Raw genomic sequence first — 22,169 nt, forward strand, 5'->3', positions numbered from 1 at the left:
TTATTAGCACAGGTTAAAGAGAGCGTGTGATAGTGTTCTGGCCCCCGGAAGATGAGAATACGCCTGAGTACAGCAACCCGTATGCCAACTTGGTGCGCTTATTATCGCGAGTTGCGCTGTTTGCCACTGGGCTCAGGATAAATTCACCTTCTGATTTAAGCTTAGTTTGCTTGCCGGAAAATTTCCTGCCGCAGAAAAAGCTTTTTTTAAGTCATATCAATGACTCAGTTATTACAGTGGAAGCCAAATGCCTTGTCTGGCGCGGCCTGCAGGATGAAACGTCATCGTTCCGCCATGATTAATTCATAATTCCGCTATAAGTTATTCGATCTTGGTCGTTTTCTATTGTAAAGATTAGGCGCGCAACTAAATTTTCACATAAACTATTGCGGCTATTAACCCTGTAATTTATGGAAAAAGAACCAGTGAAGATTTCAAAACTCAAAACGCTAGCAATTATCGCTTCCGCAATGGTTTGTGCGCAAAGTGCTCAGGCGGGAACCTGGTCACTCGGCGCCGGCGCGCTGGTTAGCCCGGACGCGTATCGCGGTTATCAGGATCGCGTATATCCGGTGCCCGTCATCGACTATGAAGGTGACGACTTCTACTTCCGTACTCTGACCGCCGGTTACTACCTGTGGAAAGATCAAGAAAACCAGCTGAGCATCATGGGTTACTACACGCCATGGGGCTACCGCCCTGGCGACAGCGATGACGATCGCATGAAGCGTCTCGACAAACGCCGCGGCACGCTGATGGCCGGCCTGGCTTATTCGCACCACGCGGAGTGGGGCACCCTCCGCACCACCTTCACCGGCGACACGTTGAACTACAGCAACGGGCTGGTGGGCGATGTGGCTTATCTGTACAAGTTTGATCTGGACGCGCTGACGCTGGTCCCGGGCGTAGGCGTGATGTGGAACAGCAAAAACCAGAACAAATATTACTACGGCGTCAGCGCCAATGAATCGCGCCGCAGCGGCCTGGACAGCTACACCCCAGGCGATAGCTGGGCGCCGTATCTCGAACTGAGCGCCAATTACCAGATCAACAAAAGCTGGAACGCCTTCTTCCTCGGCCGCTATGTGAAGTTGTCGGATGAAGTGAAAGACAGCCCGATGGTGGATAAATCCTACACCGGTTTGTTGATGACGGGTGTGAGCTACACCTTCTAATCACGCATTGCACGATTATCGTGCATGGCGTGCATCAAAAAGGGGCGCAGGCGCCCCTTTTGCACATCTGCAGTGCGCTGTCGCGCGCGGCGCCTCAGGCCTTCTTACGGCTGCGGAAGGTCACGCCCAAACGGGCGGGCTGCTCGTCGGCGGCGACCAGCGGTTTGCTGACGCGCCCGGTCTCGATGCAGACCATGGTCTTGTAACCGTCGTTCGGCATATCTCCCATGCTGCAGGAGAGCTCCACGCCGGGGTTCCAGGCGATGACGTCGCTCATATGATGGTGGTGAACCTCTATGGTGCGCGCGAGCGCCGGATCGCGGATCTGGCTGAAGGCCTCCGGGCGGGTATAGACGCGGTCGGTTTGGCCGACGAAGGTCACTTCGCCTTCCTGAAGCGCCTCTGCGCCGCCCGCCACCTTGTCGATATAAGGCTCGCCCAGACCCGCCACGCTGACCCGATCGATGTCGCCGACCTGGAAGTAACTGTGCAGCGCCGCCGTGGCCTGATAATCGCCGTGCGATTCCAGTTCGATTTCGCACTCCGCACCCAGCTTGAAGCGGGCAATCAGCGTGAAAGCGTGCGGCCACAGTTTGCGGGTCTGCTCATTGTCCTTCAGCGTAAAGGTCAGGATGACGCCGTTGTCATCTTCATCGTGCGCCGTCAGGCTCCAGGGCTGGTTGCGGGCAAAACCGTGGGAGGGTTGCGCCACCGGGCCGAACCACGGCCAGCAGATCGGCACGCCGCCGCGGATGGCCTTGCCTTTGGCGAAGGGGGTATTGTTGCTGAGCCAAATCACCGGCTGCTCACCGCTGGGCTGCCAGGCCAGCAAATGGGCGCCTTGCAGCGCGACGGCCGCGCGCACTTTCGGATGCGACACCACAACCACGCCCAGCTCATCGAGTTGCCGCTGGCTGATGTAAGGCGAAATCTGTTCGGAAACGGGCAGGGTGAAAATTTTCTCGTTCATTTCATGACCTATTGTTTGCCGGAGATACAAATAAAAAAGGGCGACAAAAATGTCGCCCTCATTATCAGCTTAACATCATGCCATTACTTGGAGATGTGAGCGATCAGATCCAGAACCTTGTTGGAATAACCGGTTTCGTTGTCGTACCAGGAAACCAGTTTCACGAAGTTGTCGTTCAGTGCGATACCGGCTTTGGCATCGAACACGGAAGTCAGCACTTCGCCGTTGAAATCGGTGGAAACCACGTCGTCTTCAACGTAGCCCAGAACGCCTTTCATAGAACCTTCAGCGGCGTCTTTGATGGCTTTCTTGATTTCTTCGTAGGTAGTCGCTTTTTCCAGACGCACGGTCAGGTCAACAACGGATACGTTTGGCGTCGGTACGCGGAACGCCATACCGGTCAGTTTGCCTTTCAGCTCTGGCAGAACAACGCCAACCGCTTTCGCTGCGCCGGTAGAAGAAGGGATGATGTTCTGGGATGCGCCGCGGCCGCCGCGCCAGTCTTTGTGGGACGGGCCATCAACGGTTTTCTGAGTTGCGGTGGTCGCGTGAACGGTGGTCATCAGGCCTTCAACGATACCGAAGTTGTCGTTGATGACTTTAGCCAGTGGCGCCAGGCAGTTGGTGGTGCAAGAGGCGTTGGACACGATGTCCTGGCCGGCATATTTATCAAAGTTGGCGCCGCGCACGAACATCGGGGTCGCATCTTTGGATGGGCCAGTCAGAACCACTTTTTTGGCGCCGGCGGTGATGTGCCTACGTGCGGTTTCGTCGGTCAGGAAGATACCGGTCGCTTCAGCAACCACGTCAACACCCACTTCGTTCCACTTCAGGTTAGCCGGGTCTTTCTCTGCGGTAACACGGATGGTTTTGCCGTTAACAACCAGGTGGCCGTCTTTAACTTCTACCGTACCGTTGAAACGGCCGTGAGTAGAGTCATACTTCAGCATGTAAGCCATGTACTCTGCGTCCAACAGGTCGTTGATTGCAACGATCTCGATGTCAGAACGCTCTTGAGCAGCACGGAAAACAATGCGACCGATACGGCCAAAACCGTTGATACCTACTTTGATAGTCATATATTCCACCAGCTATTTGTTAGTGAATAAAAGGTTGGTTGTAAAATTACAAAAACCTTACCCAGCGTCAAGCGGAATCGTGTCAATTCTTGCGGCAAGTCAAACCGGAAGGGTGGTTTTGCACGCTTATTGCACAGTCCATTTGCGCTCGGCCTCATCCGTTATATGGGGACAAGCCGCCAAGTATAAAGTCAGCATACGCAAGATGTGTGATCGCTATCACATATCATCGTGACGTGGCCTTTATGGGCTACAGTTTAGGCCAAAAACCCCTGCAGCGGTGTTAATTTTTTGTTATTATTAATCATTGTTTTCGTTGACATTATCCACATTCAGAGATAAGCACAAATGGCTAAAGAGACAACCCCCGGTCATCCGGTCACGGAACTGAATGAAATCCAACGTTATGTGACGCAACAGCGCGGCACCGAAGCGCCGTTCAGCGGCAAATTGCTGCACAACAAGCGCGAGGGCGTGTACCATTGCCTGTGCTGTAACCAGCCGCTGTTCTATTCCGAGACCAAATACGATTCCGGCTGCGGCTGGCCGAGCTTTTATGAGCCGGTTTCCGCCGATGCTATCCGTTATCTTGATGATAATTCACATAATATGCATCGTGTTGAAATCCGCTGTGGCCATTGCGACGCACACCTGGGGCACGTTTTCCCCGATGGCCCGCAGCCGACCGGCGATCGCTACTGCGTCAATTCCGCTTCACTGAGCTTTACCGATGGCGAAAATGGCGACCAAACGGCCGGTTAAGTGGTAATTTAACTAACAAAATCGATTCAGCTAATTATTCATCCGTAAGCGAGAAGGGCTCTGATGGACGTGAAAGATCTGATTGCGGCGATGACGCCCGAGATATACCAGCGCCTGGTACAGGCGGTTGAGCTAGGCAAATGGCCGGACGGCGTGGCGCTGACGCCGGAGCAAAAAGAAAACAGCCTGCAGGCGGTGATGCTGTGGCAGTCGATGAACAACGTCGATCCGCAGCACATGAGCATCGGCACCGACGGGCAGATCGTGATGAAGAGCAAGCAAGAGCTGAAACAGCAGTTCGTTGCCGAGCCGTTGGCCAAACTCAAACCGCAGTAAGGCTTCCCTAATGAAAGCGGGGCGATGTCGCCATCGCCCCGTCGATTCACCGTTTTTCGCCCTTAATCCCCAGCGATTCCGCCAGCTGCTGCGCCAGCTGGTTGTTATCGTCCGCGCTGTATTCCCAGAACATCGCACCGCCCAATCCCTGACTTTTGATGTATTCGGCCTTGATGGCCACCGAACGCGGATTCTCGTAGGAGATTGCGAACAGCGGCTTGCCTTCGGCGGATTGCAGCGTCAGGTAAGGCACTTTGGCGTCGTCATCCCAGTGCTCGCGAAAACGATGCTGGGGATCGTTGAGCAATTTGCTGACGATATCGTGGTATTTAAAGTAAGTGTCTTTGCTGAGATCCAGCCCCAGCGCGTTGAACAGGGCGGTTTCTCGCGCGCTGAAGTAAGGTTGCGTCACCGGATGTTTGGCGGCGTCCGGCTTGTCCCAGTCGATACCCGCCTCGGTCGCCCGTTTCGGAACCCGGCCGTAGAAACCGATGCCCAGGTTCATCTGCGCCGGTTTCAGGCCGGCAGCCAGATAATTCTTGACCACGAAATCGGCGCTGTAGCGATCGGCGGCTGCCACGGTTGGCCAACGCTTTGAATCGTACAGGTTGGCATTGAAGTACTGCGTGCCGTAAGCCATGTCGTAGGTCATCAGATTGATGTAGTTGAGGTAAGGGGCAATGCTTTTCACATCGACCCATTCCTGCGGGCTTTTGACGTTGGCCCCGACGGCGATGGTTAACAACTTGCCTTTACCCAGCGCCTGGTGAAGCTCTTTCAACAGCAGGGTGAAGTTGTCGCGATCCGCCGGTTGGCTTTCCACCAGCCCCCATGCGCCGTTCACCGGATATTCCCAGTCCAGATCGATGCCATCCAGCTGATACTGGGCGATCACCTGCAGCGCGGAGCGGATGAATATCGCCCGGTTTTCCGCAGTTGCCGCGGCACCGGAGAAACCCCGTGCGCCCCAGCCGCCGACCGACAGCAGCACTTTCAGCTCGGGGTTCTGTTTACGCAGTATCGGCAGCCGTTGCAGATCGGCCGTGACCTTCGGCGACAGGTAGATCTGGTGGCGGCGAGTGGGGTCTTTCAGCGCTGCATTGGCTTCGTCTTTCTCACCGTTGTAGATCAGGCCGAACGAATAGTTGAGGTGGGTGATTTGCGTGACGTCCAGCTTGTCGATGTCGCCACCGGGGCCGGCGGTGACGTCGCCGCCGCCGTTGAAGTAGCCAACGGAGAGATAAGCCGCCTGGGCCGTGCCTACGCCGGCCATAGCCAACTGCACCGCCGCCAGCAAAGGCAGCAGTTTTCGGGTTATTTTCATGTCTGTCTCCTTGGGTCGGCAAGGCCGACCGTACCGCCAGGGGCGGTCACAATAAAGCCGGGCTCAGTGGGCCCCGGATGCGTATAACCGATTGACGCCAAAAGCGTCGCAGCCATAACAGCAAAAGCGCCTGCTGCTCACAAGCCGTTGGGGAAGAAGAAGGGCGATATTGTGAGCGGCGTCGAAATTTTCGCCACCGCGCAGAGAGGGCGCTGATGGCGCCCTGGAGGATTTAGTTGGCGAGGAATTGTGACAGGGTAACCAGTTGCGCACCGGCGCACGCCATGTCCTGCAGCGCCCGCTCGCTGTCGTCTGGCTGCAGATTCACGCCGCGGCAGCCGTCGACGATCACCTGCGTCGGATAGCCGGCGGCCAGCGCATCCAGCACGCTGAACTTCACGCAGTAGTCGGTCGCCAGGCCCATGATTGCCAGCCGCCGGACGCCCTGTGATTGCAGCCAGCCGTGCAGTTCGGTCTGCGCTCGGTGGCCGTTATCGAAGAACGCGCTGTAGCTGTCGATATCCGTATCCTGCCCTTTGCGAAAAACGGCATTGATATGTTGCCGCTGTAACTGGGGGTGAAAATCGGCGCCGTGGCTCCCTTGCACGCAGTGCACCGGCCACCACACCTGCGGCAGGCCTTCCAGCTCGCCGAGGGTGCCGACCTGCGCATGGGAGTTCACCGCAAAACTGCGGTGATTGGCGGGATGCCAGTCCTGGCTGGCCACCACCGGCTCGCCACGCGCCAGACAGGCGGCGATCGCCTGATTGGCCACCGGGATGACGGCGTCGCCCGCCGTGACCGCCAGCGCGCCGCCGGGGCAGAAATCGTTTTGCAGATCGATCAACAACAGGGCCGTTTTCATCGCCGCTCCAGAGTTCAGTAGGTTAACCGTTGATGCTCAGTTCGCCGCGCAGGTCTTGCTGCATCAGGGCGCGGATTTGTTCCGGCGTCAGCGGCTGGCTCAGCAGGTAGTGCAGCTTGGTCAGGGCGGCTTCCACCGTCATGTCGAAACCGCTGATCACCCCGGCGTGCGCCAGCGCGTTGCCGGTGGCGTAGCCTTCCATATTGACGCGCCCGGAGATGCACTGCGTCAGGTTCACCACCACGATGCCGCGTTCTGAAGCCGCGCGCAACTCGTCGATCAGCTCTGCCTTCTGCGGCGCGTTGCCGACGCCGTAGGAACGCAGGATCAGCGCTTTGACCGGCTGCAGCAGGAAGTTGCGCACCACCGCGCCGGAAATGCCCGGATAGATAGTGACCACGCCGATCGGCTGCGGCGTAATGTCGTGCACCCGCAGCGCGCCGTTGCATGGCGGGCTGTCGATGCCTTGCTGGCGGCGAATGTGAATACCGGCTTCCAGCAGCGGCGGCAGATTCGGGGAGGCAAAGGCGTCGAAGCCGTCGGCGTGCGCTTTGGTGGTGCGGTTGCCGCGGAACAGCTTGTTGTTGAAGAACAGGCTGACTTCATTCACCGGATGGTTGGCCGCCAGATACAGCGCGTTGAGCAGGTTGGTCTGGCCATCGGAACGCAGCTCCGCCAGCGGAATCTGCGAGCCGGTGACGATCACCGGTTTAGCCAGGTTTTCCAGCATGAAGGAGAGTGCCGACGCGGTGAACGCCATGGTGTCGGTGCCGTGCAGGATCACGAAGCCGTCGTAGCGATCGTAGTTCTGCTTGATGTCATCGGCGATGTGCTGCCAGTCTTCCGGCGTCATATCCGAAGAGTCAATCAATGGCGCATATTCATGAATGGTGAAATCCGGCATTTCCGGGCGATGGAATTCGGGCATCAGCGCCAGCTGGCGCTGCAGGTGGCCGGAAACCGGGATATAGCCGTGATCGGAACGCTGCATGCCGATGGTGCCGCCGGTGTAGGCGACGTAAATGGATTTCTTTTGCATGGTCATGATTTTAACAAAGATAAGATGGGTTGAATTATAGGGGCATGGCGGCAGAAAAAAAGCCCGGCGATGGCCGGGCTGCAGAATTATTTGTTAGCGGACTTCTCCGCAGGTGAGACAGATCGCATAACGGTTTTGCGGATCGTTCAGGTTATTGAACAAGCCCGGCTGTTCTTTCACCGCGTTGGCGACCGAGGCCAGCGGAGCGGGCAGCATGGCTTGAATCGCCGCCGGCAGCATGGCGTGAACGGAAACGCCGAACTGGCTGAGCACCATATCGCTCAGGCTTGGGGTATCGACGAACCAGTTGAGTTGCCACTGCTGCAGCTTCGCCAGCTCGGCGGCTTTTTTCACCGCGTCGTCGAAATCGCCCAATTGATCGACCAGGCCGTTGGCCTTGGCGTCGCTGCCGAGCCAGACGTGGCCCTGGGCGATTTGGTCAACCTGCTGCGGGGTCATCTTGCGCGATTTGGCGACCAAATCGAGGAAGTTCTTATACCCGTTTTCGATGTTCAGCTGCATCATCTGCGAGAACTCCTGCGGCAGCGCCTTGGTGACCGCAATGTCGGCCAGCGGCGAGGTCGCCACGCCATCAGTGTGCACGCCCAGCGTATCCAGGGTTTTCTCGTAGGTGTTGATGATGCCGAAAATGCCGATGGAACCGGTCAGGGTGCTCGGGCTGGCGATGATGTAGTCGGCCGGCGTCGAAACCCAGTAGCCGCCCGATGCGGCCATGCCGCCCATCGAAACCACCACCGGTTTGCCGGCGGCGCGCACGGCGGCCAGTTCGGAACGGATCACTTCGGATGCGCTGACGCTGCCGCCCGGGCTGTTGACGCGGAACACCACGGCCTTGATGGCCGGATCCAGACGGGCCTGACGCAGTTCGGCGGCGGTGGTATCACCCCCGACGTTACCCGGCGTCTGCGGGCCGTCCATGATGGCGCCGTTGGCGAAGACCACGGCGATCTTGCCGCCCTGATTGGCGTCCGGCTTCGGCTGGTAGTCGTAGATGCTGATGGCGTTGAAATCGTTCGCCTGTTTATCCCAGCCGAAGGTCTTGACCAGCTGATTTTCGATCGCGGTGCGCGAGGCCAGCTCGTCCACCAGCTTATTGTCCAGCGCATAGCGAGCGGTGTCGCCACCGGCTGCCTGCAGGCCGCTCAGCACGCCGGCGGCGCCCGGGAACAGCTGCTGTGGCGTCAGCTGGCGGTTGGCCGCGACGGTTTCCAGATAGTTCTGCCACAGGCCGCCAATCCAGCGGCTGTCCGCTTCGCGCGCCGCCGGAGACATATCGTCGCGGATCAGCGGCTCGACCGCCGATTTATAGGTGCCGACGCGGAAGATATTGGTGGTGACCTTGAGCATGTCCAGCAACGACTTGTAATACAGGTTGTTGGTGGCAAAACCGTGCAGATCGACCGCGCCCTGCGGCGACAGATAGACCTTGTTGGCGTAGCTGGCCAGGAAGTATTGCGTCTGGTTGTAGCTGTCGCCGATGGCGAAGATCGGCTTGCCGCTGTCGCGGAACTCGCGCAGCGCCTTGCCGATATAGCGCAGCGACGGCTGATCGGCGCCGACGAAGTCATTCAGCTGCAACACCATGCCGGTAATGTTTTTATCGTCTTTGGCCTTGCGGATGCTATCGACCACGTCGAACAGCGAGTTTTCCTGCAGACGGCTGCTGGAGGCGCCCAACAGCTCGCGGCCCCATTGCCGCACCCGGTTGTTTACCGAGGGCTGATCGACCACCACGCCGCTTAAATCGACCAGCAGCGCGCCGCGCGCCGGGGCCGTCGTGGTGGAGGAACTTTGGAAGGACAGATAGATGCCAACCCCAACCAGGATCAGCAAGACCAGGAACAGGTTAAGGATCAGTTCCCTGATAAAATTCAGCAGACGCCATGTCCACCGGAAAATGCCGGCAATAATTTGCCACAATGTGCGCATGTGCTCTCCAACAAGAGTCGAGAATGTTCCGCTATCCTAATGAGCGGCCGGGGAAATGTCAGCTTTAAATCGTGGCACACAGACGCTATCGCCGAGGCTGTAACTCGTCGTTTAGCTATGTTAACGTGGCCGGAATGAAAATTGTTATCAGGAGTTTACGATGGATGCTCTGGATCTTTTATTGAATCGCCGCTCGGCTTCGCGCCTGGCGGAACCGGCGCCGGCGGGGGAAGTGCGCCAAAATATCATCAACGCGGGCCTGCGTGCGCCCGATCACGGCGCGCTGCAGCCGTGGCGTTTCGTGATGATCGAAAATCAGGGTCTGGAGCGCTTCAGCCAGCTGCTGCAGGCGGCGGCGAAACAGGATCAGCTGGACGAAGCGGCGATCGAAAAGGCCACCAAGGCGCCATTCCGCGCGCCGCTGATCATCACCGTCATCGCGCACTGCACTGAAGAGACCAAGGTGCCGCGCTGGGAGCAGGTGGTTTCCGCCGGTTGCGCGGTGCAGGCGATGCAGATGGCGGCGCTGGCGCAGGGCTTTAACGGTATCTGGCGCACCGGCGCCTGGACCGAGCATGCGCTGGTGCGCGAAGCCTTCGGCTGCCGCGAGCAGGACGAGATCGTCGGTTTCCTCTATCTGGGCACGCCGCAGCTGAAGGCCGCCACCAAGGTGACGCCGCCGGACAGCACGCCTTTCGTCAGCTATTTCTGAGTTTTCTCCCGCGGGGCGCGGCGAAAATGCGCCAAACCCCGCAAAATCGCATGGTTTCTGAGCAGGCCGTTCGCTTATCGGCGACCTGCTCTTATCAATCCCTTCGGCAAGCGCTACCCTATGTTATCTTGAGTGCCGTTACCGAAGGGAGTGGACTATGACATCGCCAGCGATCCGTTTAACCCAGTACAGCCATGGCGCTGGCTGCGGCTGCAAAATCTCACCGAAAGTTCTCGAAACCATCTTGCACAGCGAGCGAGAAAAGTTTGTCGATCCGCGCCTGTTGGTCGGCAATGAAACCCGCGACGACGCGGCGGTGTACGACATCGGCAACGGCGTCGGCATCATCAGCACCACTGACTTTTTCATGCCGATCGTCGACGATCCGTTCGATTTCGGCCGCATTGCGGCAGCCAACGCCATCAGCGACGTGTATGCGATGGGCGGCAAACCGATCATGGCGATCGCCATTCTCGGCTGGCCGATCGCCAAGCTGCCGCCGGAGGTGGCGCAGCAGGTGATCGACGGCGGGCGTTTCGCCTGCCAGCAGGCGGGGATCGCGCTGGCCGGCGGCCATTCCATCGATGCGCCGGAACCTATTTTCGGCCTGGCGGTCACCGGCGTGGTCAATACCGAGCGGGTGAAGAAAAACAGCGCGGCACAGGCCGGGGCGAAACTCTATCTGACCAAGCCGCTGGGCATCGGCGTGCTCACGACCGCCGAGAAACAAAGCAAACTGCGCACTGAGCATCAGGGCCTGGCGACCGAAGTGATGTGCCGCCTGAACAAGCCGGGCGCCGACTTTGCCGAGGTGGCGGGCGTCACGGCGATGACCGATATCACCGGCTTTGGCCTGCTGGGCCACCTGAGCGAGGTGTGCCAGGGCTCCGGTCTGCAGGCGACGGTCTGGTTCGATCGGGTGCCGAAGCTGCCGGACGTCGAGGCGTATATCGCCGAAGGTTGCGTGCCGGGCGGCACCGGGCGCAACTTCGACAGCTATGGCCATCTGGTGGGCGAGATGAGCGATTTGCAGCGCCAGCTGCTGTGCGATCCACAAACCTCTGGCGGTTTGCTGTTGGCGGTATTGCCAGAGGCGGAAGCGCAGGTGCTGGCGATTGCCGGGCAGCACGGTATCACCCTCAACGCCATCGGTGAGCTGCATGTGGCATCGGCCGATAAGCCGCTGATCGAGGTCGTGTAGTGTCCCACATGCAAGGAAGGCCGGACAGCGACGATTACCCACGCATTTTCCTGCAGGACGTGCCGCTGATTGACGTGCGCGCACCGATCGAATTTCAGCAGGGTGCCTTCGCACAGGCGGTGAATTTACCGCTGATGATCGACAGCGAACGCCAGGCGGTCGGCACCTGCTATAAGCAGCATGGGCAGCAGGCGGCGATCGCGCTCGGCCACAGCCTGGTGAACGGCAAACTGCGCGAACAGCGCACCGCCGCCTGGCTGGCGGCCTGCGCAGCGCGGCCCGAAGGCTATATTTACTGCTTCCGCGGCGGGCTGCGCTCGCAGCTGGTGCAGCAATGGCTGCACGAGGCCGGCGTGGATTATCCGCGTATCACTGGCGGTTATAAGGCGCTGCGCAATTATCTGCTCGGTGTGCTGACGCAAAGCGCGCAATTGCCGATGGCCCTGGTGGGCGGCAATACCGGCAGCGGCAAGACGCTGCTGGTCAACGAACTGGCCGACGGCGTCGATCTGGAAGGCGCGGCGCGCCATCGCGGTTCATCTTTTGGCCGAACGCTGGCGGGGCAGAGCTCGCAGATAGATTTTGAGAATCGTCTGGCTGTGTTATTGCTGAAAAAACAGCATGGTGGCAGCCGCCGTTGGGTGCTGGAAGACGAAGGGCGGATCATCGGCAGCAACAATCTGCCGTTGCCGTTGTTCAACGGCATGCAGCAGGCGCCGGTGGCGGTGATCGACGATCCGTTCGATATTCGTCTGGCGCGCTTGCAGGCCGAATATATCGACGGTATGCGCGAACAGTTCGAACAGGCCTATGGCATGGAAGAGGGCTGGCGACAGTACGACGACTATTTGCATCATGGCCTGTTCGCCATTCGCCGCCGTTTGGGCCTGGAGCGCTTCCAGCAGTTGACGCAGCGGCTGGAGGCGGCGCTGCGGGCGCAGCGCCTCAGCGGCCAGGGCGACGCGCACCGCGAGTGGTTGGCGCCTCTGTTGCAGCAGTACTACGATCCGATGTATTGCTATCAGCTGGAAAAGAAAGCCCAGCGGATCGTCTTCCGCGGGAACTATGCAGAAGTAAGAGAATTCTTGATGACGTTCAGCCAGAAAAACGGTGATTAATGCGACTGTTCATAGCCGAGAAACCGAGTTTGGCGCGCGCCATTGCCGACGTCTTGCCCAAGCCGCATCGCCGCGGCGACGGCTATATCGCCTGTGGCAACAACGACGTGGTGACCTGGTGCGTCGGCCATCTGTTGGAGCAGGCCCAGCCTGACGCCTATGACAGCCGCTATGCGCGCTGGTCGTTGGCGGATCTGCCAATCATCCCCGAAAAATGGCGCTTACAGCCACGCCCTTCGGTCAGCAAACAGCTCAACGCCATTAAAAAGCTGCTGCTCGAAGCCGATGAAGTGGTTCACGCCGGTGACCCGGATCGCGAGGGGCAACTGCTGGTGGATGAGGTGCTGGACTACCTGGATTTGACGGCGGAGAAGCGCCAGAACGTGCGCCGCTGTCTGATCAACGATCTCAATCCGCAGGCGGTGGAGCGTGCTGTCGAGCGTCTGCGCGATAACCGTGATTTCATTCCGTTGTGCGTGTCTGCGCTGGCGCGTTCGCGCGCCGACTGGCTGTACGGCATCAATATGACCCGCGCCTACACGCTGCTGGGCCGCAACGCCGGTTACGACGGCGTGCTGTCGGTGGGCAGGGTGCAGACCCCGGTGCTCGGATTGGTGGTGCGCCGCGATGAAGAGATCGAAAACTTTGTGCCAAAAGACTTCTTTGAGGTCAAGGCGCACATCGTCACGCCGAAAGAAGAGCGCTTCGTGGCGCTGTGGCAACCCAGCGAGTCCTGCGAACCTTATCAGGATGAAGAGGGGCGTTTGCTGCACCGGCCGTTGGCGGAGCACGTGGTCAAGCGCATCGAGGGGCAGCCTGCCCTGGTCACGTCCTATAATGATAAACGGGAATCAGATACCGCGCCGCTGCCGTTCTCGCTCTCTACGCTGCAAATCGAGGCGGCCCGGCGCTATAACCTCAGCGCGCAACAGGTGCTGGACGTTTGCCAGCGGCTGTACGAAACCCACAAATTGATCACCTATCCGCGTTCCGACTGCCGCTATCTGCCGGAAGAACATTTCGCTGGCCGCCACGCGGTGCTGAACGCCATTAGCGTGCACCAGCCTGAGCTGTATCCGCAGCCGGTGATCGACAGCGATCGCCGCAACCGCTGCTGGGACGATAAAAAGGTCGATGCGCACCACGCCATTATTCCCACCGCCCGCGCCGGCAAGGTGAATCTGACGCAGGATGAACGGAATGTGTATGGGCTGGTGGCGCGCCAGTACTTGATGCAGTTCTGTCCGGATGCGGTGTTCCGCAAATGCGTGATCGAGCTTGATATCGCCGGCGGCAAATTCATCGCCAAGGCGCGTTTCCTGGCGGAGGCCGGTTGGCGTACGCTGCTGGGCAGCAAGGAGCGCGACGAGGAAAACGAAGGCGCGCCGCTGCCGGTGGTGGCCAAGGACGATGAGCTGCTGTGCGAGCGCGGTGAAGTGGTGGAACGCCAGACGCAGCCGCCGCGGCCGTTTACCGACGCCAGCCTGTTGTCGGCCATGACCGGCATCGCGCGGTTCGTACAAGATAAAGCGTTAAAGAAAATCCTGCGGGCGACCGATGGTTTAGGTACGGAAGCGACGCGAGCGGGGATCATCGAATTGCTGTTCAAACGGGCGTTTCTGTACAAGAAGGGGCGCTATATTCACTCCAGCGAAACCGGGCGCGCGTTGATTCACTCGCTGCCGGATCTTGCTGCGCGTCCTGATATGACGGCCAACTGGGAAGCCACGCTGACGCAAATCAGCGAGAAATCCTGCCGCTATCAGGACTTTATGCAGCCGTTGGTCGGCACGCTGCAAGAGCTGATTTATCAGGCCAAGCAGAGCCGGGCGAGCATGGCGTTTCGTGGGTTGCCGCCGCCGCCTTCCAGCGGGGGCAAAAAACGCAGGAAAAGCGCCGGCAAGGCGCAGGAGAAGAGTGAATGAAGCATGGACTCAGTGGGGTTTTAGCCGTCGCTGTCTTGGTGTTTTCCGGCCTGGCCGCCGCCAATCGCGGCGATGTGGACGTGGTGTTGCCGGTTTCGCCGGAGATTTGGGGCACGGCCAAAAGCGGCGTCAATCCGCCGCCGGCGCAGCCCTGCAACCGCTGTTGTGTCTACCAGAACCAGAATTATTCCGAAGGGGCGGTGCTCAAAGTCGAAGGGGAAGTGCTGCAGTGCGTGCGTGAGCCTAACACCATCGGCACCAACCCCTTGATTTGGGTGCGATTGAAGAAGTGACGATGTAACCTATCGCCGCGCTCAGCGCGCATCGCCTTGCGCGGCGATATAGTCCGCCAGCAGTGGAACGTCGGCGGGCGCCAGGGCGTATTCCTGCGCCTGTTGCGGCGTGACCCAGACCAGCGCCGAGTGGCAATGCAGTTGCAATTCACCGGAGAACGCCGCGACTCGCCAGGCATGTAGCCGGATGAGGCGTTCGCCTTGCTGCCACTGATTGCTGCCCACATGGTCGCCGATACGGGCGCAAATCCCCAACTCTTCATCCAGCTCGCGCGCCAGCGCCTCTGGCTGGCTTTCGCCGGCTTCAACCTTGCCGCCGGGAAACTCCCACAGACCGGCCTGATCGCTGCCTGCGCCGCGCTGGGCCAGCAAAATGCGGCCGTTCTGTTCCAGAATGGCGGCTACCACGTCGATAATTTTCATTGGCTTCACAGAGTAAAACCCCGGCGAGCGCCGGGGTGATGGGTTTACAGCGTAAATTCCGCCCACACCGGCGCATGGTCGGAAGGTTTCTCCATCCCACGGGTTTGGTAATCGATGCCGGTGGCGATGCAGCGCGAAGCCAGCGGGGTGCTGGCCAGCAGCAGATCGATACGCAGGCCGCGGTTGTCGTCGAACCCTTTGGAGCGGTAGTCGAACCACGAGAATTCGTCGCTGCGCCCCGGGTTGGCGTGGCGGTAGGTGTCCACCAGCCCCCAGTTTAGCAGGCGCTCCATCCATTCGCGCTCTTCCGGCAGGAAGGAACACTTGCCGGTGCGCAGCCAGCGTTTGCGGCTGTCTTCGCCGATGCCAATGTCATAATCGCTTGGGCTGATGTTCATGTCACCCATGATCAACACCGGGGATTCCGCCGACAGCTGCTGCTCCAGGTAGTTTTGCAAATCCTGATAAAAGCGTGTTTTAGCCGGGAATTTGATCGGGTGGTCGCGGCTTTCACCTTGCGGGAAGTAGCCGTTGATCACCGTCAGCGTGCCCTGCGGCGTAGCCAGATCGGCCATGATGATGCGACGCTGCGCATCTTCTTCATCGGTCGGGAAACCGCGGCGCACGGCCAGAGGCTCCGCTTTGGTCAGCAGCGCTACGCCGTAATGGCCTTTTTGCCCGTGATAGAACACGTGATAGCCGTGCTGGCTGACTTCTTCCAGCGGGAACATGTCGTCGTGAACTTTCGTTTCTTGCAGGCCGATCACGTCGGGCTGGTGCTGTTCGATAATTGCCGCCAGCTGATGCGGACGCGCGCGCAGTCCATTGATATTAAAAGAGACAAACTTCATGAGCGGTGCCGTTTTCACGATAAAAATGTGCTGTGATAGTAGCAGAGTTTGGCGGGAAATGTAACGCAGACAGCGGCGGGACCGCTGGCTGCGCAGCGGCTTTATTTCGCCCAGCGGTCGTAATTTTTGGGTTGATAGTCGTCAAACTGTTGCAGCAGCGTTTGCGCCGATTCACTGATGTGCAGGGTGCCGAGGTAGTCGTGGCGCATAAAGCCCTGATCGGCGACGTGCTCGAGGAACTGGCTCAGCGGGCGGTAGAACCCGTTGACGTTGAGCAGGCCGACCGGTTTGTTGTGATAGCCGATTTGCCCCCAGGTCCAGATTTCAAACAGCTCTTCCAACGTGCCGATGCCGCCGGGCAGGGCGATAAAACTGTCCGCCAGCGCCGCCATACGGGCTTTGCGCGTGTGCATATCCGGCACCACTTCCAATTCAGACAGGCCGCGATGCGCGGTTTCCGCTTCAACCAGGCGCTCGGGGATAATGCCGACAGCTTCACCGCCCGCCGCCAACACCGCGTCCGCCACGATCCCCATCAATCCTTTTTTGCCGCCGCCGTAGATTAAACGGCGCCCCTGTGCGGCCAGCAGCTGCCCCAGTTGACGAGCCTGCTCGGCATAAGCGGGATTGACGCCTTCGCTGGCGCCACAAAAAACGCAAATATTGTTTCGCATCCACCTGTTCCTTACTGCGCAAAAGAAGCCAGTGGTATAGCGAATTGTCGGCCGGAGTTCAAGTTACGGCTGGGAGGCGGAAATAAAACGCCGGATGAGAGCGCCGTTCGACGGTGTGAGTTTTCCCGAAGCGGAGTGATAGATGCGATGTGCTTTGATGAGGTTTGGGGGATTTTATAAAAGATGGTGGTGGGGGAAGGATGATTCGTCGCTGCGCGACTCACCCTGCTGGCCGCGCTGAAGCGCGTTGTCTCACTGCGTGAGACTCGAACCTTGTCGAAGCTTCTCATCCTTCCCCAGTGCGGAGCATTATGGGTGCGATGTGCTTTAAGTTTATTTGGGATTTTCTATAAAGAGATGGTGGTGGGGGAAGGATTCGAACCTTCGAAGTCTGTGACGGCAGATTTACAGTCTGCTCCCTTTGGCCGCTCGGGAACCCCACCATGGTATTCATGGATTTACAAATTGTCGTTCCAGTTTTATCCGGAAGAAACCTGGCCGGTTTCTTTACTGCGTCCTCGCTCCTGGCGGAGAGAAGATGGTGGTGGGGGAAGGATTCGAACCTTCGAAGTCAGTGACGGCAGATTTACAGTCTGCTCCCTTTGGCCGCTCGGGAACCCCACCATATACATGGCTATTTAACTGGCCTTGCTTGCGAGAGCGCTGTCTCGGTAAGCGGGGCGCATCATATCAAATGAAGCGGATGTGTAAAGCATTGAAATGCAGAAAATGAATCGTTTGCCGTTTTTTTATTCTTGGCGGTGCATCCCTGAACGAAATGCACCGATTTATTGAGCGATTAAAGAATAACGGTGCGGTTGCCGTAAACGAAGACGCGCTGCGCCAGCACCTGATACAGCGCGCGGCTAAGCACGTTTTTCTCCACGTCGCGGCCGGCGCGCATCATATCCTCGGCGGAATAGGTGTGATCGACGTGGATCACGTCCTGCATGATGATTGGGCCTTCGTCGAGATTGTCGTTAACGTAGTGGGCGGTGGCGCCGATGATTTTTACCCCGCGCTCATAGGCCTGGTGATAAGGGCGCGCGCCGATAAACGCCGGCAGGAACGAATGGTGAATGTTGATCACCTGATTCGGGTAATGTTGCACGAAGGCCGGAGTCAGCACGCGCATATATTTGGCCAGCACCACGTAATCCGGCTGATATTGATCGATCTTGGCCGTCATTTCGCGGTCATGCTGTTCACGCGTCAAGCCTTCGTGGCTCACCAGATGGAAAGGAATATCGAAACGCTCCACCAGCGATTGCAGCGTGTCGTGGTTGCCGATCACGGCGGCGATTTCAACGTCGAGGCCGCCATAGGCGCTTTTCATCAACAGATCGCCCAGGCAGTGGGCCTCTTTGGTGACCAGCACCACGATGCGCCGGCGCCCGGTGCTGTGCAGCTCACGCAGCGAACCTTCCGGCAGCGCGCTGTCCAGATCGGCCAGCAGCGTGTTGTCGTTGAAAATGCCTTCCAGCTCGGTGCGCATGAAGAAACGCCCGGTGCGGTGATCGACGAACTCATTATTCTGCACGATATTGAGTTCGTGCTTGTAACAGATGTTGGTGATCTTGGCGATCAGCCCTTTGGCGTCCGGGCAGATGGTGCGTAACACTTTCCGTTGTACATTTTGGTGTGGCATGGGTTTGAGGATCCTGTCTGATACTGAACGGCCTGTCTGCGCAGGCGTAAACGTGAAGCGCCGGCCGGCTAGCGCCCGCAGCACTTCTTGTATTTTTTCCCTGAGCCACAGGGACACATCGCATTTCTGCCGGGCTGGGGTTTGGTGCCGTCGATATAATACCAACGTTGATCGCGACGAAGGAAGCGCGAGCGCTCATGCATCGCCTGCGGTTCGCCGCTTTCGCCATCGATAAAGCGGGCGATGAATTCGACGAAGCCTTCTTCCGGCTCATGACCGGCTTTCTCTTCCACGATCGTCAGGCCTAACCATTCGGTATTTTTAAAGCTGTCGACGATTGCATTGCGCCACGCTTCGGCGCCGCAGTCGGGGTGCCAGGTGGCGATCAGATAGTCGACGTTATGACTCACGTAGGCGGTGAAGCGTGAACGCATCAGCTGACCGGGCGTGGGCGCCGGCTGATTGCCGCTGATAAAAGGGGCGCAGCACGCGTTATACGCCTGTCCGCTGCCGCATGGGCATGATTCGGGCAAAATAACTCCTGAGAACACGAGGCAGAAAATGAATTTAGCGCATATGTTACCTAACAATATTCGTCAGTGACAATCTACCCTGAAAGCAGAGAACACCTTTCACCGCGAGGATGGCGCTATGCGGCAAATCAAGATCGGACTGGCGCTGGGGGCGGGCTCGGCCAAAGGCTGGGCGCACATCGGCGTGATTAATGCGATAAAGAAACTGGGGATTGAGGTTGATATCGTGGCCGGTTGCTCCGTCGGCGCGTTGGTGGGGGCGGCGTTCGCCAGCCATCGTCTGCCGGCGATGGAGCAGTGGGTGCGATCGTTCAGCTATTGGGACGTGATTCGCCTGATGGATTTTTCCTGGCACCGTGGCGGCCTGTTGCGCGGCGAGCGGGTGTTTAACGCCGTCGGACAGTTGTTGAAGATCAATGATATCGCTGAATGTGCGCTGAAGTTCGGCGCCGTGACGACCAATCTCAGCACCGGGCGTGAGCTGTGGCTGACCGAAGGCGATATTCATCAGGCGATACGCGCCTCCTGCAGCATGCCTGGCCTGTTGGCACCGGTGTGGGCCGACGGCTATTGGCTGGTGGATGGCGCGGTGGTCAATCCGGTGCCGGTGTCGCTTTGCCGCGCCATGGGCGCCGATATCGTCATCGCGGTCGATCTGCAGCATGACGCGCACCTGATGCAGCAGGATCTGTTCTCGATACGTATCGAGGAAGAAAGCCCGGAAGATGCGCCTGCGGCCACCTGGCGCGGGCGTCTGCGGGAGCGCATCGGCAGAATGCGGCAGCGCAAACCGGCGACGGCGCCCACGGCGATGGAGGTCATGGGCACCTCGATTCAAATGCTGGAAAATCGCCTGAAGCGCAACCGGATGGCGAGCGATCCGCCGGATGTGCTGATTCAACCTTTTTGCCCGCAAATCTCGACGCTGGATTTCCACCGCGCCAATGAAGCGATCGAAGCGGGATTGCTGGCGGTGGAAAAACAACTGGATCGGTTGTTGCCGTTGATAAAAAATAGATAATTCTCGGTTCTCGGTTGGCATTGCGCGGTCAGTCTGTTTCAGACGAGCATAAGTGACCTTTTTGAGCCACTATTACACTATGGAAAGGGACGAGGCTCGGCTGATGGCATTACCACTTACTCACAAGCGCATCTTGATCGTTGAGGACGAACAGGTTTTTCGTTCGGTGCTGGTCGGTTATTTGGCCTCGCTGGGCGCTGAAACCGGCGAGGCGACCAACGGTTTACAGGCGTTGAGTGCCGTCGATGACTTCAAGCCGGATCTGATCCTGTGCGATCTCGCGATGCCGGAAATGGGCGGTATCGAATTCGTTGAACACCTGCGTTTGCAGGGGGTACAGATCCCGGTGCTGGTGATCTCGGCCACCGACAAGATGGCGGACATCGCCAAGGTGCTGCGGTTGGGCGTGCAGGATGTGCTGCTCAAGCCGCTGACCGATCTCAACCGCCTGCGTGAAGCGGTGCTGGCGTGCTTATACCCCAATATGTTCACCTCCCAGGCGATTGAAGAGGTTGAACTGTTTCAGGATTGGGATGCGCTGAGCAAAAATCCTTCCGAAGCCGTCAAACTGCTTAAACAATTGCAGCCGCCGGTACAGCAGACCATTGCGCATTGCCGGATCAACTATCGGCAGTTAACCACCGGCGAAAATCCCGGCCTGGTGCTGGATATCGCCGCCTTGTCAGAAAAGGATCTGGCATTCTATTGCCTGGACGTCACGCGCGCCGGCGATAATGGCGTATTGGCGGCTTTGCTGTTGCGCGCGTTATTTAATGGGCTGCTGCAAGATCATCTGGCTAATCAACAGCATCGTCTGCCGCAAATGTCGGCATTGTTAAAGCAGGTTAATCAATTATTGCGGCAGGGGAAATTAGACGGTCAATTCCCTCTGTTGTTGGGATATTATCACGCCGAAAATAAAAACCTGATCCTGGTTTCCGCCGGGCTGCATGCCAACGTCAATACCGGTGACAATCAAATCCAGCTGAACAACGGCGTGCCGCTGGGGACGCTGGGAGCTACCTACATGAATCAGATCAGTCAGCGCTGTGCCGCCTGGCAGTGTCAGGTATGGGGCAGCGGTGGCCGATTGCGGCTGATGCTCAGCGCTGAATAACAGGCAGCGATCGGCGAGATCTTAAGCTATTCACTTATCGGTAATTAAACCGTTTATTTATTCTCCCGATTATCCGAACGGGTAATAGTCCTAAATGTTTTCTATTTGTGTTCCGGCTAATGCTCGGCGCGTATAAGCTGGTATACTCCGAAGGTTTTTTTATATCGAGCCAAGCTCATAAAATGAGCGTCTTAGCTTTAAGAGAGGAAATAATGCCTGCTGTAAATCGCAAAGTCAGAAAAGCCGTGATCCCGGTTGCAGGCTTGGGTACGCGGATGTTGCCGGCCACCAAAGCCATTCCGAAAGAAATGCTGCCGCTGGTTGATAAACCGCTGATCCAATACGTCGTCAATGAGTGCATTGCGGCGGGGATTAACGAGATTGTGCTGGTCACCCACTCCTCCAAGAACTCGATCGAAAACCATTTTGATACCAGTTTCGAACTCGAAGCGATGCTGGAAAAACGCGTCAAGCGCCAATTGCTGGATGAAGTGCAGTCGATCTGCCCGAAAGGCGTTACCGTGATGCAGGTTCGTCAGGGCAATGCCAAAGGCCTGGGGCACGCAATTATGTGTGCCTACCCGATGGTGGGCGATGAGCCGGTCGCGGTGGTGCTTCCTGACGTGATCCTCGATGAATACAGCGCCGATCCGAAAAAAGACAACCTGCACGAAATGCTGCAGCGCTTCGAAACCACCGGCGTCAGCCAAATCATGGTTGAACCCGTGCCGCATAAGGATGTCGGAAACTACGGCGTAGCCGACTGCAAGGGCGTCGATCTGCAACCGGGCGAAAGCGCGCCGATGGTCAGCGTGGTCGAGAAGCCGTCGCCGGATAAAGCGCCTTCCAACCTGGCGATTGTCGGGCGTTACGTGTTGTCCGCCGATATTTGGCCGCTGTTGGCGAAAACGCCTCCAGGCGCCGGCGATGAAATTCAGCTGACTGACAGCATCGAAATGCTGATGCAGCAGGAAACGGTGGAAGCGTATCACCTGAAAGGCGTGAGCCATGACTGCGGTAACAAACTGGGTTACATGCAGGCTTTTGTAGAGTACGGCATGCGTCATGCCAGCTTGGGCAAAGAATTTTCTCAGTGGCTGCAACAGGTTGTTGCCGCTGACAAGAAGTGATTTGATCTTTCGTCTTAATTTGA

23 protein-coding genes, 2 tRNA genes and 1 other RNA gene are annotated in these 22,169 nt (G+C 58.2%); 12 read left to right on the forward strand and 14 right to left on the reverse strand.

Annotated features, from left to right (window positions below; all coding sequences use genetic code 11):
* Positions 1–26: 26 nt before the first annotated feature.
* Together ACJ8HN_RS04420 and ACJ8HN_RS04425 are read left to right on the forward strand one after the other, a co-directional pair.
* The gene (locus ACJ8HN_RS04420; protein WP_154067234.1) at positions 27–302 is read left to right on the forward strand and encodes a hypothetical protein; all 276 of its coding nucleotides are present in this window, start codon (positions 27–29) and stop codon (positions 300–302) included.
* 108 nt (positions 303–410) lie between these two features.
* Positions 411–1,175 (forward strand): MipA/OmpV family protein, encoded by a 765-nt coding sequence (locus ACJ8HN_RS04425; protein ID WP_033647613.1) that lies wholly within the window; start codon positions 411–413, stop codon positions 1,173–1,175.
* 94 nt (positions 1,176–1,269) lie between these two features.
* Here the strand turns inward: ACJ8HN_RS04425 and ACJ8HN_RS04430 are convergent, their stop codons facing one another.
* Both ACJ8HN_RS04430 and gapA read right to left on the reverse strand, forming a co-directional pair.
* Positions 1,270–2,145: a D-hexose-6-phosphate mutarotase gene (locus ACJ8HN_RS04430; protein WP_442523109.1), complete on the reverse strand. Its 876-nt coding sequence runs from the start codon at positions 2,143–2,145 to the stop codon at positions 1,270–1,272.
* A gap of 83 nt (positions 2,146–2,228) precedes the next feature.
* On the reverse strand, positions 2,229–3,224 hold the full coding sequence (gene gapA, locus ACJ8HN_RS04435; protein ID WP_442523110.1) for a glyceraldehyde-3-phosphate dehydrogenase: 996 nt from the start codon (positions 3,222–3,224) through the stop codon (positions 2,229–2,231).
* Positions 3,225–3,572: 348 nt separating this feature from the next.
* Between gapA and msrB the strand changes: the two genes are divergently transcribed.
* The gene (gene msrB, locus ACJ8HN_RS04440; protein ID WP_004932219.1) at positions 3,573–3,986 is read left to right on the forward strand and encodes a peptide-methionine (R)-S-oxide reductase MsrB; all 414 of its coding nucleotides are present in this window, start codon (positions 3,573–3,575) and stop codon (positions 3,984–3,986) included.
* 63 nt (positions 3,987–4,049) lie between these two features.
* On the forward strand, positions 4,050–4,322 hold the full coding sequence (locus ACJ8HN_RS04445) for a YeaC family protein (RefSeq protein WP_033634809.1): 273 nt from the start codon (positions 4,050–4,052) through the stop codon (positions 4,320–4,322).
* Positions 4,323–4,368: 46 nt separating this feature from the next.
* Here the strand turns inward: ACJ8HN_RS04445 and ACJ8HN_RS04450 are convergent, their stop codons facing one another.
* The 4 genes from ACJ8HN_RS04450 to sppA all read right to left on the reverse strand — a co-directional run bounded on the left by ACJ8HN_RS04450 (position 4,369) and on the right by sppA (position 9,500).
* Positions 4,369–5,646, reverse strand: a complete 1,278-nt coding sequence (locus ACJ8HN_RS04450) for a glycoside hydrolase family 18 protein (RefSeq protein WP_442523111.1) — start codon at positions 5,644–5,646, stop codon at positions 4,369–4,371.
* A 232-nt stretch (positions 5,647–5,878) separates the two neighbouring features.
* On the reverse strand, positions 5,879–6,511 hold the full coding sequence (gene pncA, locus ACJ8HN_RS04455) for a bifunctional nicotinamidase/pyrazinamidase (RefSeq protein WP_033654376.1): 633 nt from the start codon (positions 6,509–6,511) through the stop codon (positions 5,879–5,881).
* Positions 6,512–6,533: 22 nt separating this feature from the next.
* Positions 6,534–7,550, reverse strand: a complete 1,017-nt coding sequence (ansA, locus tag ACJ8HN_RS04460) for an asparaginase (protein WP_033638505.1) — start codon at positions 7,548–7,550, stop codon at positions 6,534–6,536.
* A gap of 93 nt (positions 7,551–7,643) precedes the next feature.
* Complete coding sequence (sppA, locus tag ACJ8HN_RS04465; RefSeq protein ID WP_033634806.1) at positions 7,644–9,500, reverse strand: signal peptide peptidase SppA; 1,857 nt, start codon at positions 9,498–9,500, stop codon at positions 7,644–7,646.
* A gap of 160 nt (positions 9,501–9,660) precedes the next feature.
* On the opposite strand from sppA, the gene ACJ8HN_RS04470 reads away from it, so the two are divergent.
* The 5 genes from ACJ8HN_RS04470 to ACJ8HN_RS04490 all read left to right on the forward strand — a co-directional run bounded on the left by ACJ8HN_RS04470 (position 9,661) and on the right by ACJ8HN_RS04490 (position 14,749).
* Positions 9,661–10,212, forward strand: a complete 552-nt coding sequence (locus ACJ8HN_RS04470) for an NAD(P)H nitroreductase (RefSeq protein ID WP_004932204.1) — start codon at positions 9,661–9,663, stop codon at positions 10,210–10,212.
* Between the two features lie 157 nt (positions 10,213–10,369).
* On the forward strand, positions 10,370–11,413 hold the full coding sequence (selD, locus tag ACJ8HN_RS04475) for a selenide, water dikinase SelD (protein WP_101427009.1): 1,044 nt from the start codon (positions 10,370–10,372) through the stop codon (positions 11,411–11,413).
* An 8-nt stretch (positions 11,414–11,421) separates the two neighbouring features.
* Positions 11,422–12,531, forward strand: coding sequence for a tRNA 2-selenouridine(34) synthase MnmH (mnmH, locus tag ACJ8HN_RS04480; protein WP_060438582.1), 1,110 nt, complete (start codon positions 11,422–11,424; stop codon positions 12,529–12,531).
* Entirely contained in the window at positions 12,531–14,456 is a 1,926-nt protein-coding gene (locus tag ACJ8HN_RS04485; RefSeq protein WP_049196101.1) for a DNA topoisomerase III, read from the forward strand. Before mnmH ends, ACJ8HN_RS04485 begins: the two co-directional genes overlap by 1 nt.
* A complete protein-coding gene (locus tag ACJ8HN_RS04490; protein WP_193169319.1) occupies positions 14,453–14,749 on the forward strand; it encodes a YnjH family protein in 297 nt (98 codons plus the stop codon). The genes ACJ8HN_RS04485 and ACJ8HN_RS04490 overlap by 4 nt, the downstream gene beginning before the upstream one ends.
* Before the next feature lie 21 nt (positions 14,750–14,770).
* On the opposite strand, the gene ACJ8HN_RS04495 is transcribed toward ACJ8HN_RS04490, so the two are convergent.
* From ACJ8HN_RS04495 to ACJ8HN_RS04530, 8 genes are all read right to left on the reverse strand, one after another.
* The gene (locus ACJ8HN_RS04495; RefSeq protein WP_193146701.1) at positions 14,771–15,172 is read right to left on the reverse strand and encodes a pyrimidine (deoxy)nucleoside triphosphate diphosphatase; all 402 of its coding nucleotides are present in this window, start codon (positions 15,170–15,172) and stop codon (positions 14,771–14,773) included.
* Between the two features lie 44 nt (positions 15,173–15,216).
* On the reverse strand, positions 15,217–16,023 hold the full coding sequence (xthA, locus tag ACJ8HN_RS04500) for an exodeoxyribonuclease III (RefSeq protein WP_033647602.1): 807 nt from the start codon (positions 16,021–16,023) through the stop codon (positions 15,217–15,219).
* Between the two features lie 101 nt (positions 16,024–16,124).
* Positions 16,125–16,697 (reverse strand): TIGR00730 family Rossman fold protein, encoded by a 573-nt coding sequence (locus ACJ8HN_RS04505; protein WP_049212922.1) that lies wholly within the window; start codon positions 16,695–16,697, stop codon positions 16,125–16,127.
* A gap of 184 nt (positions 16,698–16,881) precedes the next feature.
* Positions 16,882–17,008: non-coding RNA, RtT sRNA (locus ACJ8HN_RS04510), on the reverse strand.
* A 47-nt stretch (positions 17,009–17,055) separates the two neighbouring features.
* Positions 17,056–17,140: transfer RNA gene (locus ACJ8HN_RS04515), tRNA-Tyr, on the reverse strand.
* 96 nt (positions 17,141–17,236) lie between these two features.
* Positions 17,237–17,321: transfer RNA gene (locus tag ACJ8HN_RS04520), tRNA-Tyr, on the reverse strand.
* A gap of 175 nt (positions 17,322–17,496) precedes the next feature.
* The gene (purU, locus tag ACJ8HN_RS04525) at positions 17,497–18,345 is read right to left on the reverse strand and encodes a formyltetrahydrofolate deformylase (protein WP_016927485.1); all 849 of its coding nucleotides are present in this window, start codon (positions 18,343–18,345) and stop codon (positions 17,497–17,499) included.
* A gap of 68 nt (positions 18,346–18,413) precedes the next feature.
* Positions 18,414–18,878, reverse strand: coding sequence for a YchJ family protein (locus tag ACJ8HN_RS04530; protein WP_039565804.1), 465 nt, complete (start codon positions 18,876–18,878; stop codon positions 18,414–18,416).
* Between the two features lie 118 nt (positions 18,879–18,996).
* Between ACJ8HN_RS04530 and rssA the strand changes: the two genes are divergently transcribed.
* The 3 genes from rssA to galU all read left to right on the forward strand — a co-directional run bounded on the left by rssA (position 18,997) and on the right by galU (position 22,146).
* Positions 18,997–19,899: a patatin-like phospholipase RssA gene (gene rssA, locus ACJ8HN_RS04535; protein ID WP_041035415.1), complete on the forward strand. Its 903-nt coding sequence runs from the start codon at positions 18,997–18,999 to the stop codon at positions 19,897–19,899.
* Between the two features lie 103 nt (positions 19,900–20,002).
* Positions 20,003–21,016 (forward strand): two-component system response regulator RssB, encoded by a 1,014-nt coding sequence (gene rssB / locus ACJ8HN_RS04540; protein WP_033634794.1) that lies wholly within the window; start codon positions 20,003–20,005, stop codon positions 21,014–21,016.
* A gap of 212 nt (positions 21,017–21,228) precedes the next feature.
* The gene (gene galU / locus ACJ8HN_RS04545; RefSeq protein ID WP_033634792.1) at positions 21,229–22,146 is read left to right on the forward strand and encodes a UTP--glucose-1-phosphate uridylyltransferase GalU; all 918 of its coding nucleotides are present in this window, start codon (positions 21,229–21,231) and stop codon (positions 22,144–22,146) included.
* Positions 22,147–22,169 lie beyond the last annotated feature (23 nt).

Origin of the sequence: Serratia sp. CY29653 (assembly GCF_052169255.1) — a bacterium.
GTDB lineage: Bacteria > Pseudomonadota > Gammaproteobacteria > Enterobacterales > Enterobacteriaceae > Serratia > Serratia sarumanii.

Coding starts and splice junctions, on each gene's coding strand:
- ACJ8HN_RS04425 (WP_033647613.1), top strand. CDS start 411: ATGGAAAAAGAACCAGTGAAGATTTCAAAACTCAAAACGCTAGCAATT.
- ACJ8HN_RS04430 (WP_442523109.1), bottom strand. CDS start 2,145: ATGAACGAGAAAATTTTCACCCTGCCCGTTTCCGAACAGATTTCGCCT.
- gapA (WP_442523110.1), bottom strand. CDS start 3,224: ATGACTATCAAAGTAGGTATCAACGGTTTTGGCCGTATCGGTCGCATT.
- msrB (WP_004932219.1), top strand. CDS start 3,573: ATGGCTAAAGAGACAACCCCCGGTCATCCGGTCACGGAACTGAATGAA.
- ACJ8HN_RS04445 (WP_033634809.1), top strand. CDS start 4,050: ATGGACGTGAAAGATCTGATTGCGGCGATGACGCCCGAGATATACCAG.
- ACJ8HN_RS04450 (WP_442523111.1), bottom strand. CDS start 5,646: ATGAAAATAACCCGAAAACTGCTGCCTTTGCTGGCGGCGGTGCAGTTG.
- pncA (WP_033654376.1), bottom strand. CDS start 6,511: ATGAAAACGGCCCTGTTGTTGATCGATCTGCAAAACGATTTCTGCCCC.
- ansA (WP_033638505.1), bottom strand. CDS start 7,550: ATGCAAAAGAAATCCATTTACGTCGCCTACACCGGCGGCACCATCGGC.
- sppA (WP_033634806.1), bottom strand. CDS start 9,500: ATGCGCACATTGTGGCAAATTATTGCCGGCATTTTCCGGTGGACATGG.
- ACJ8HN_RS04470 (WP_004932204.1), top strand. CDS start 9,661: ATGGATGCTCTGGATCTTTTATTGAATCGCCGCTCGGCTTCGCGCCTG.
- selD (WP_101427009.1), top strand. CDS start 10,370: ATGACATCGCCAGCGATCCGTTTAACCCAGTACAGCCATGGCGCTGGC.
- mnmH (WP_060438582.1), top strand. CDS start 11,422: ATGCAAGGAAGGCCGGACAGCGACGATTACCCACGCATTTTCCTGCAG.
- ACJ8HN_RS04485 (WP_049196101.1), top strand. CDS start 12,531: ATGCGACTGTTCATAGCCGAGAAACCGAGTTTGGCGCGCGCCATTGCC.
- ACJ8HN_RS04490 (WP_193169319.1), top strand. CDS start 14,453: ATGAAGCATGGACTCAGTGGGGTTTTAGCCGTCGCTGTCTTGGTGTTT.
- ACJ8HN_RS04495 (WP_193146701.1), bottom strand. CDS start 15,172: ATGAAAATTATCGACGTGGTAGCCGCCATTCTGGAACAGAACGGCCGC.
- xthA (WP_033647602.1), bottom strand. CDS start 16,023: ATGAAGTTTGTCTCTTTTAATATCAATGGACTGCGCGCGCGTCCGCAT.
- ACJ8HN_RS04505 (WP_049212922.1), bottom strand. CDS start 16,697: ATGCGAAACAATATTTGCGTTTTTTGTGGCGCCAGCGAAGGCGTCAAT.
- purU (WP_016927485.1), bottom strand. CDS start 18,345: ATGCCACACCAAAATGTACAACGGAAAGTGTTACGCACCATCTGCCCG.
- rssA (WP_041035415.1), top strand. CDS start 18,997: ATGCGGCAAATCAAGATCGGACTGGCGCTGGGGGCGGGCTCGGCCAAA.
- rssB (WP_033634794.1), top strand. CDS start 20,003: ATGGCATTACCACTTACTCACAAGCGCATCTTGATCGTTGAGGACGAA.
- galU (WP_033634792.1), top strand. CDS start 21,229: ATGCCTGCTGTAAATCGCAAAGTCAGAAAAGCCGTGATCCCGGTTGCA.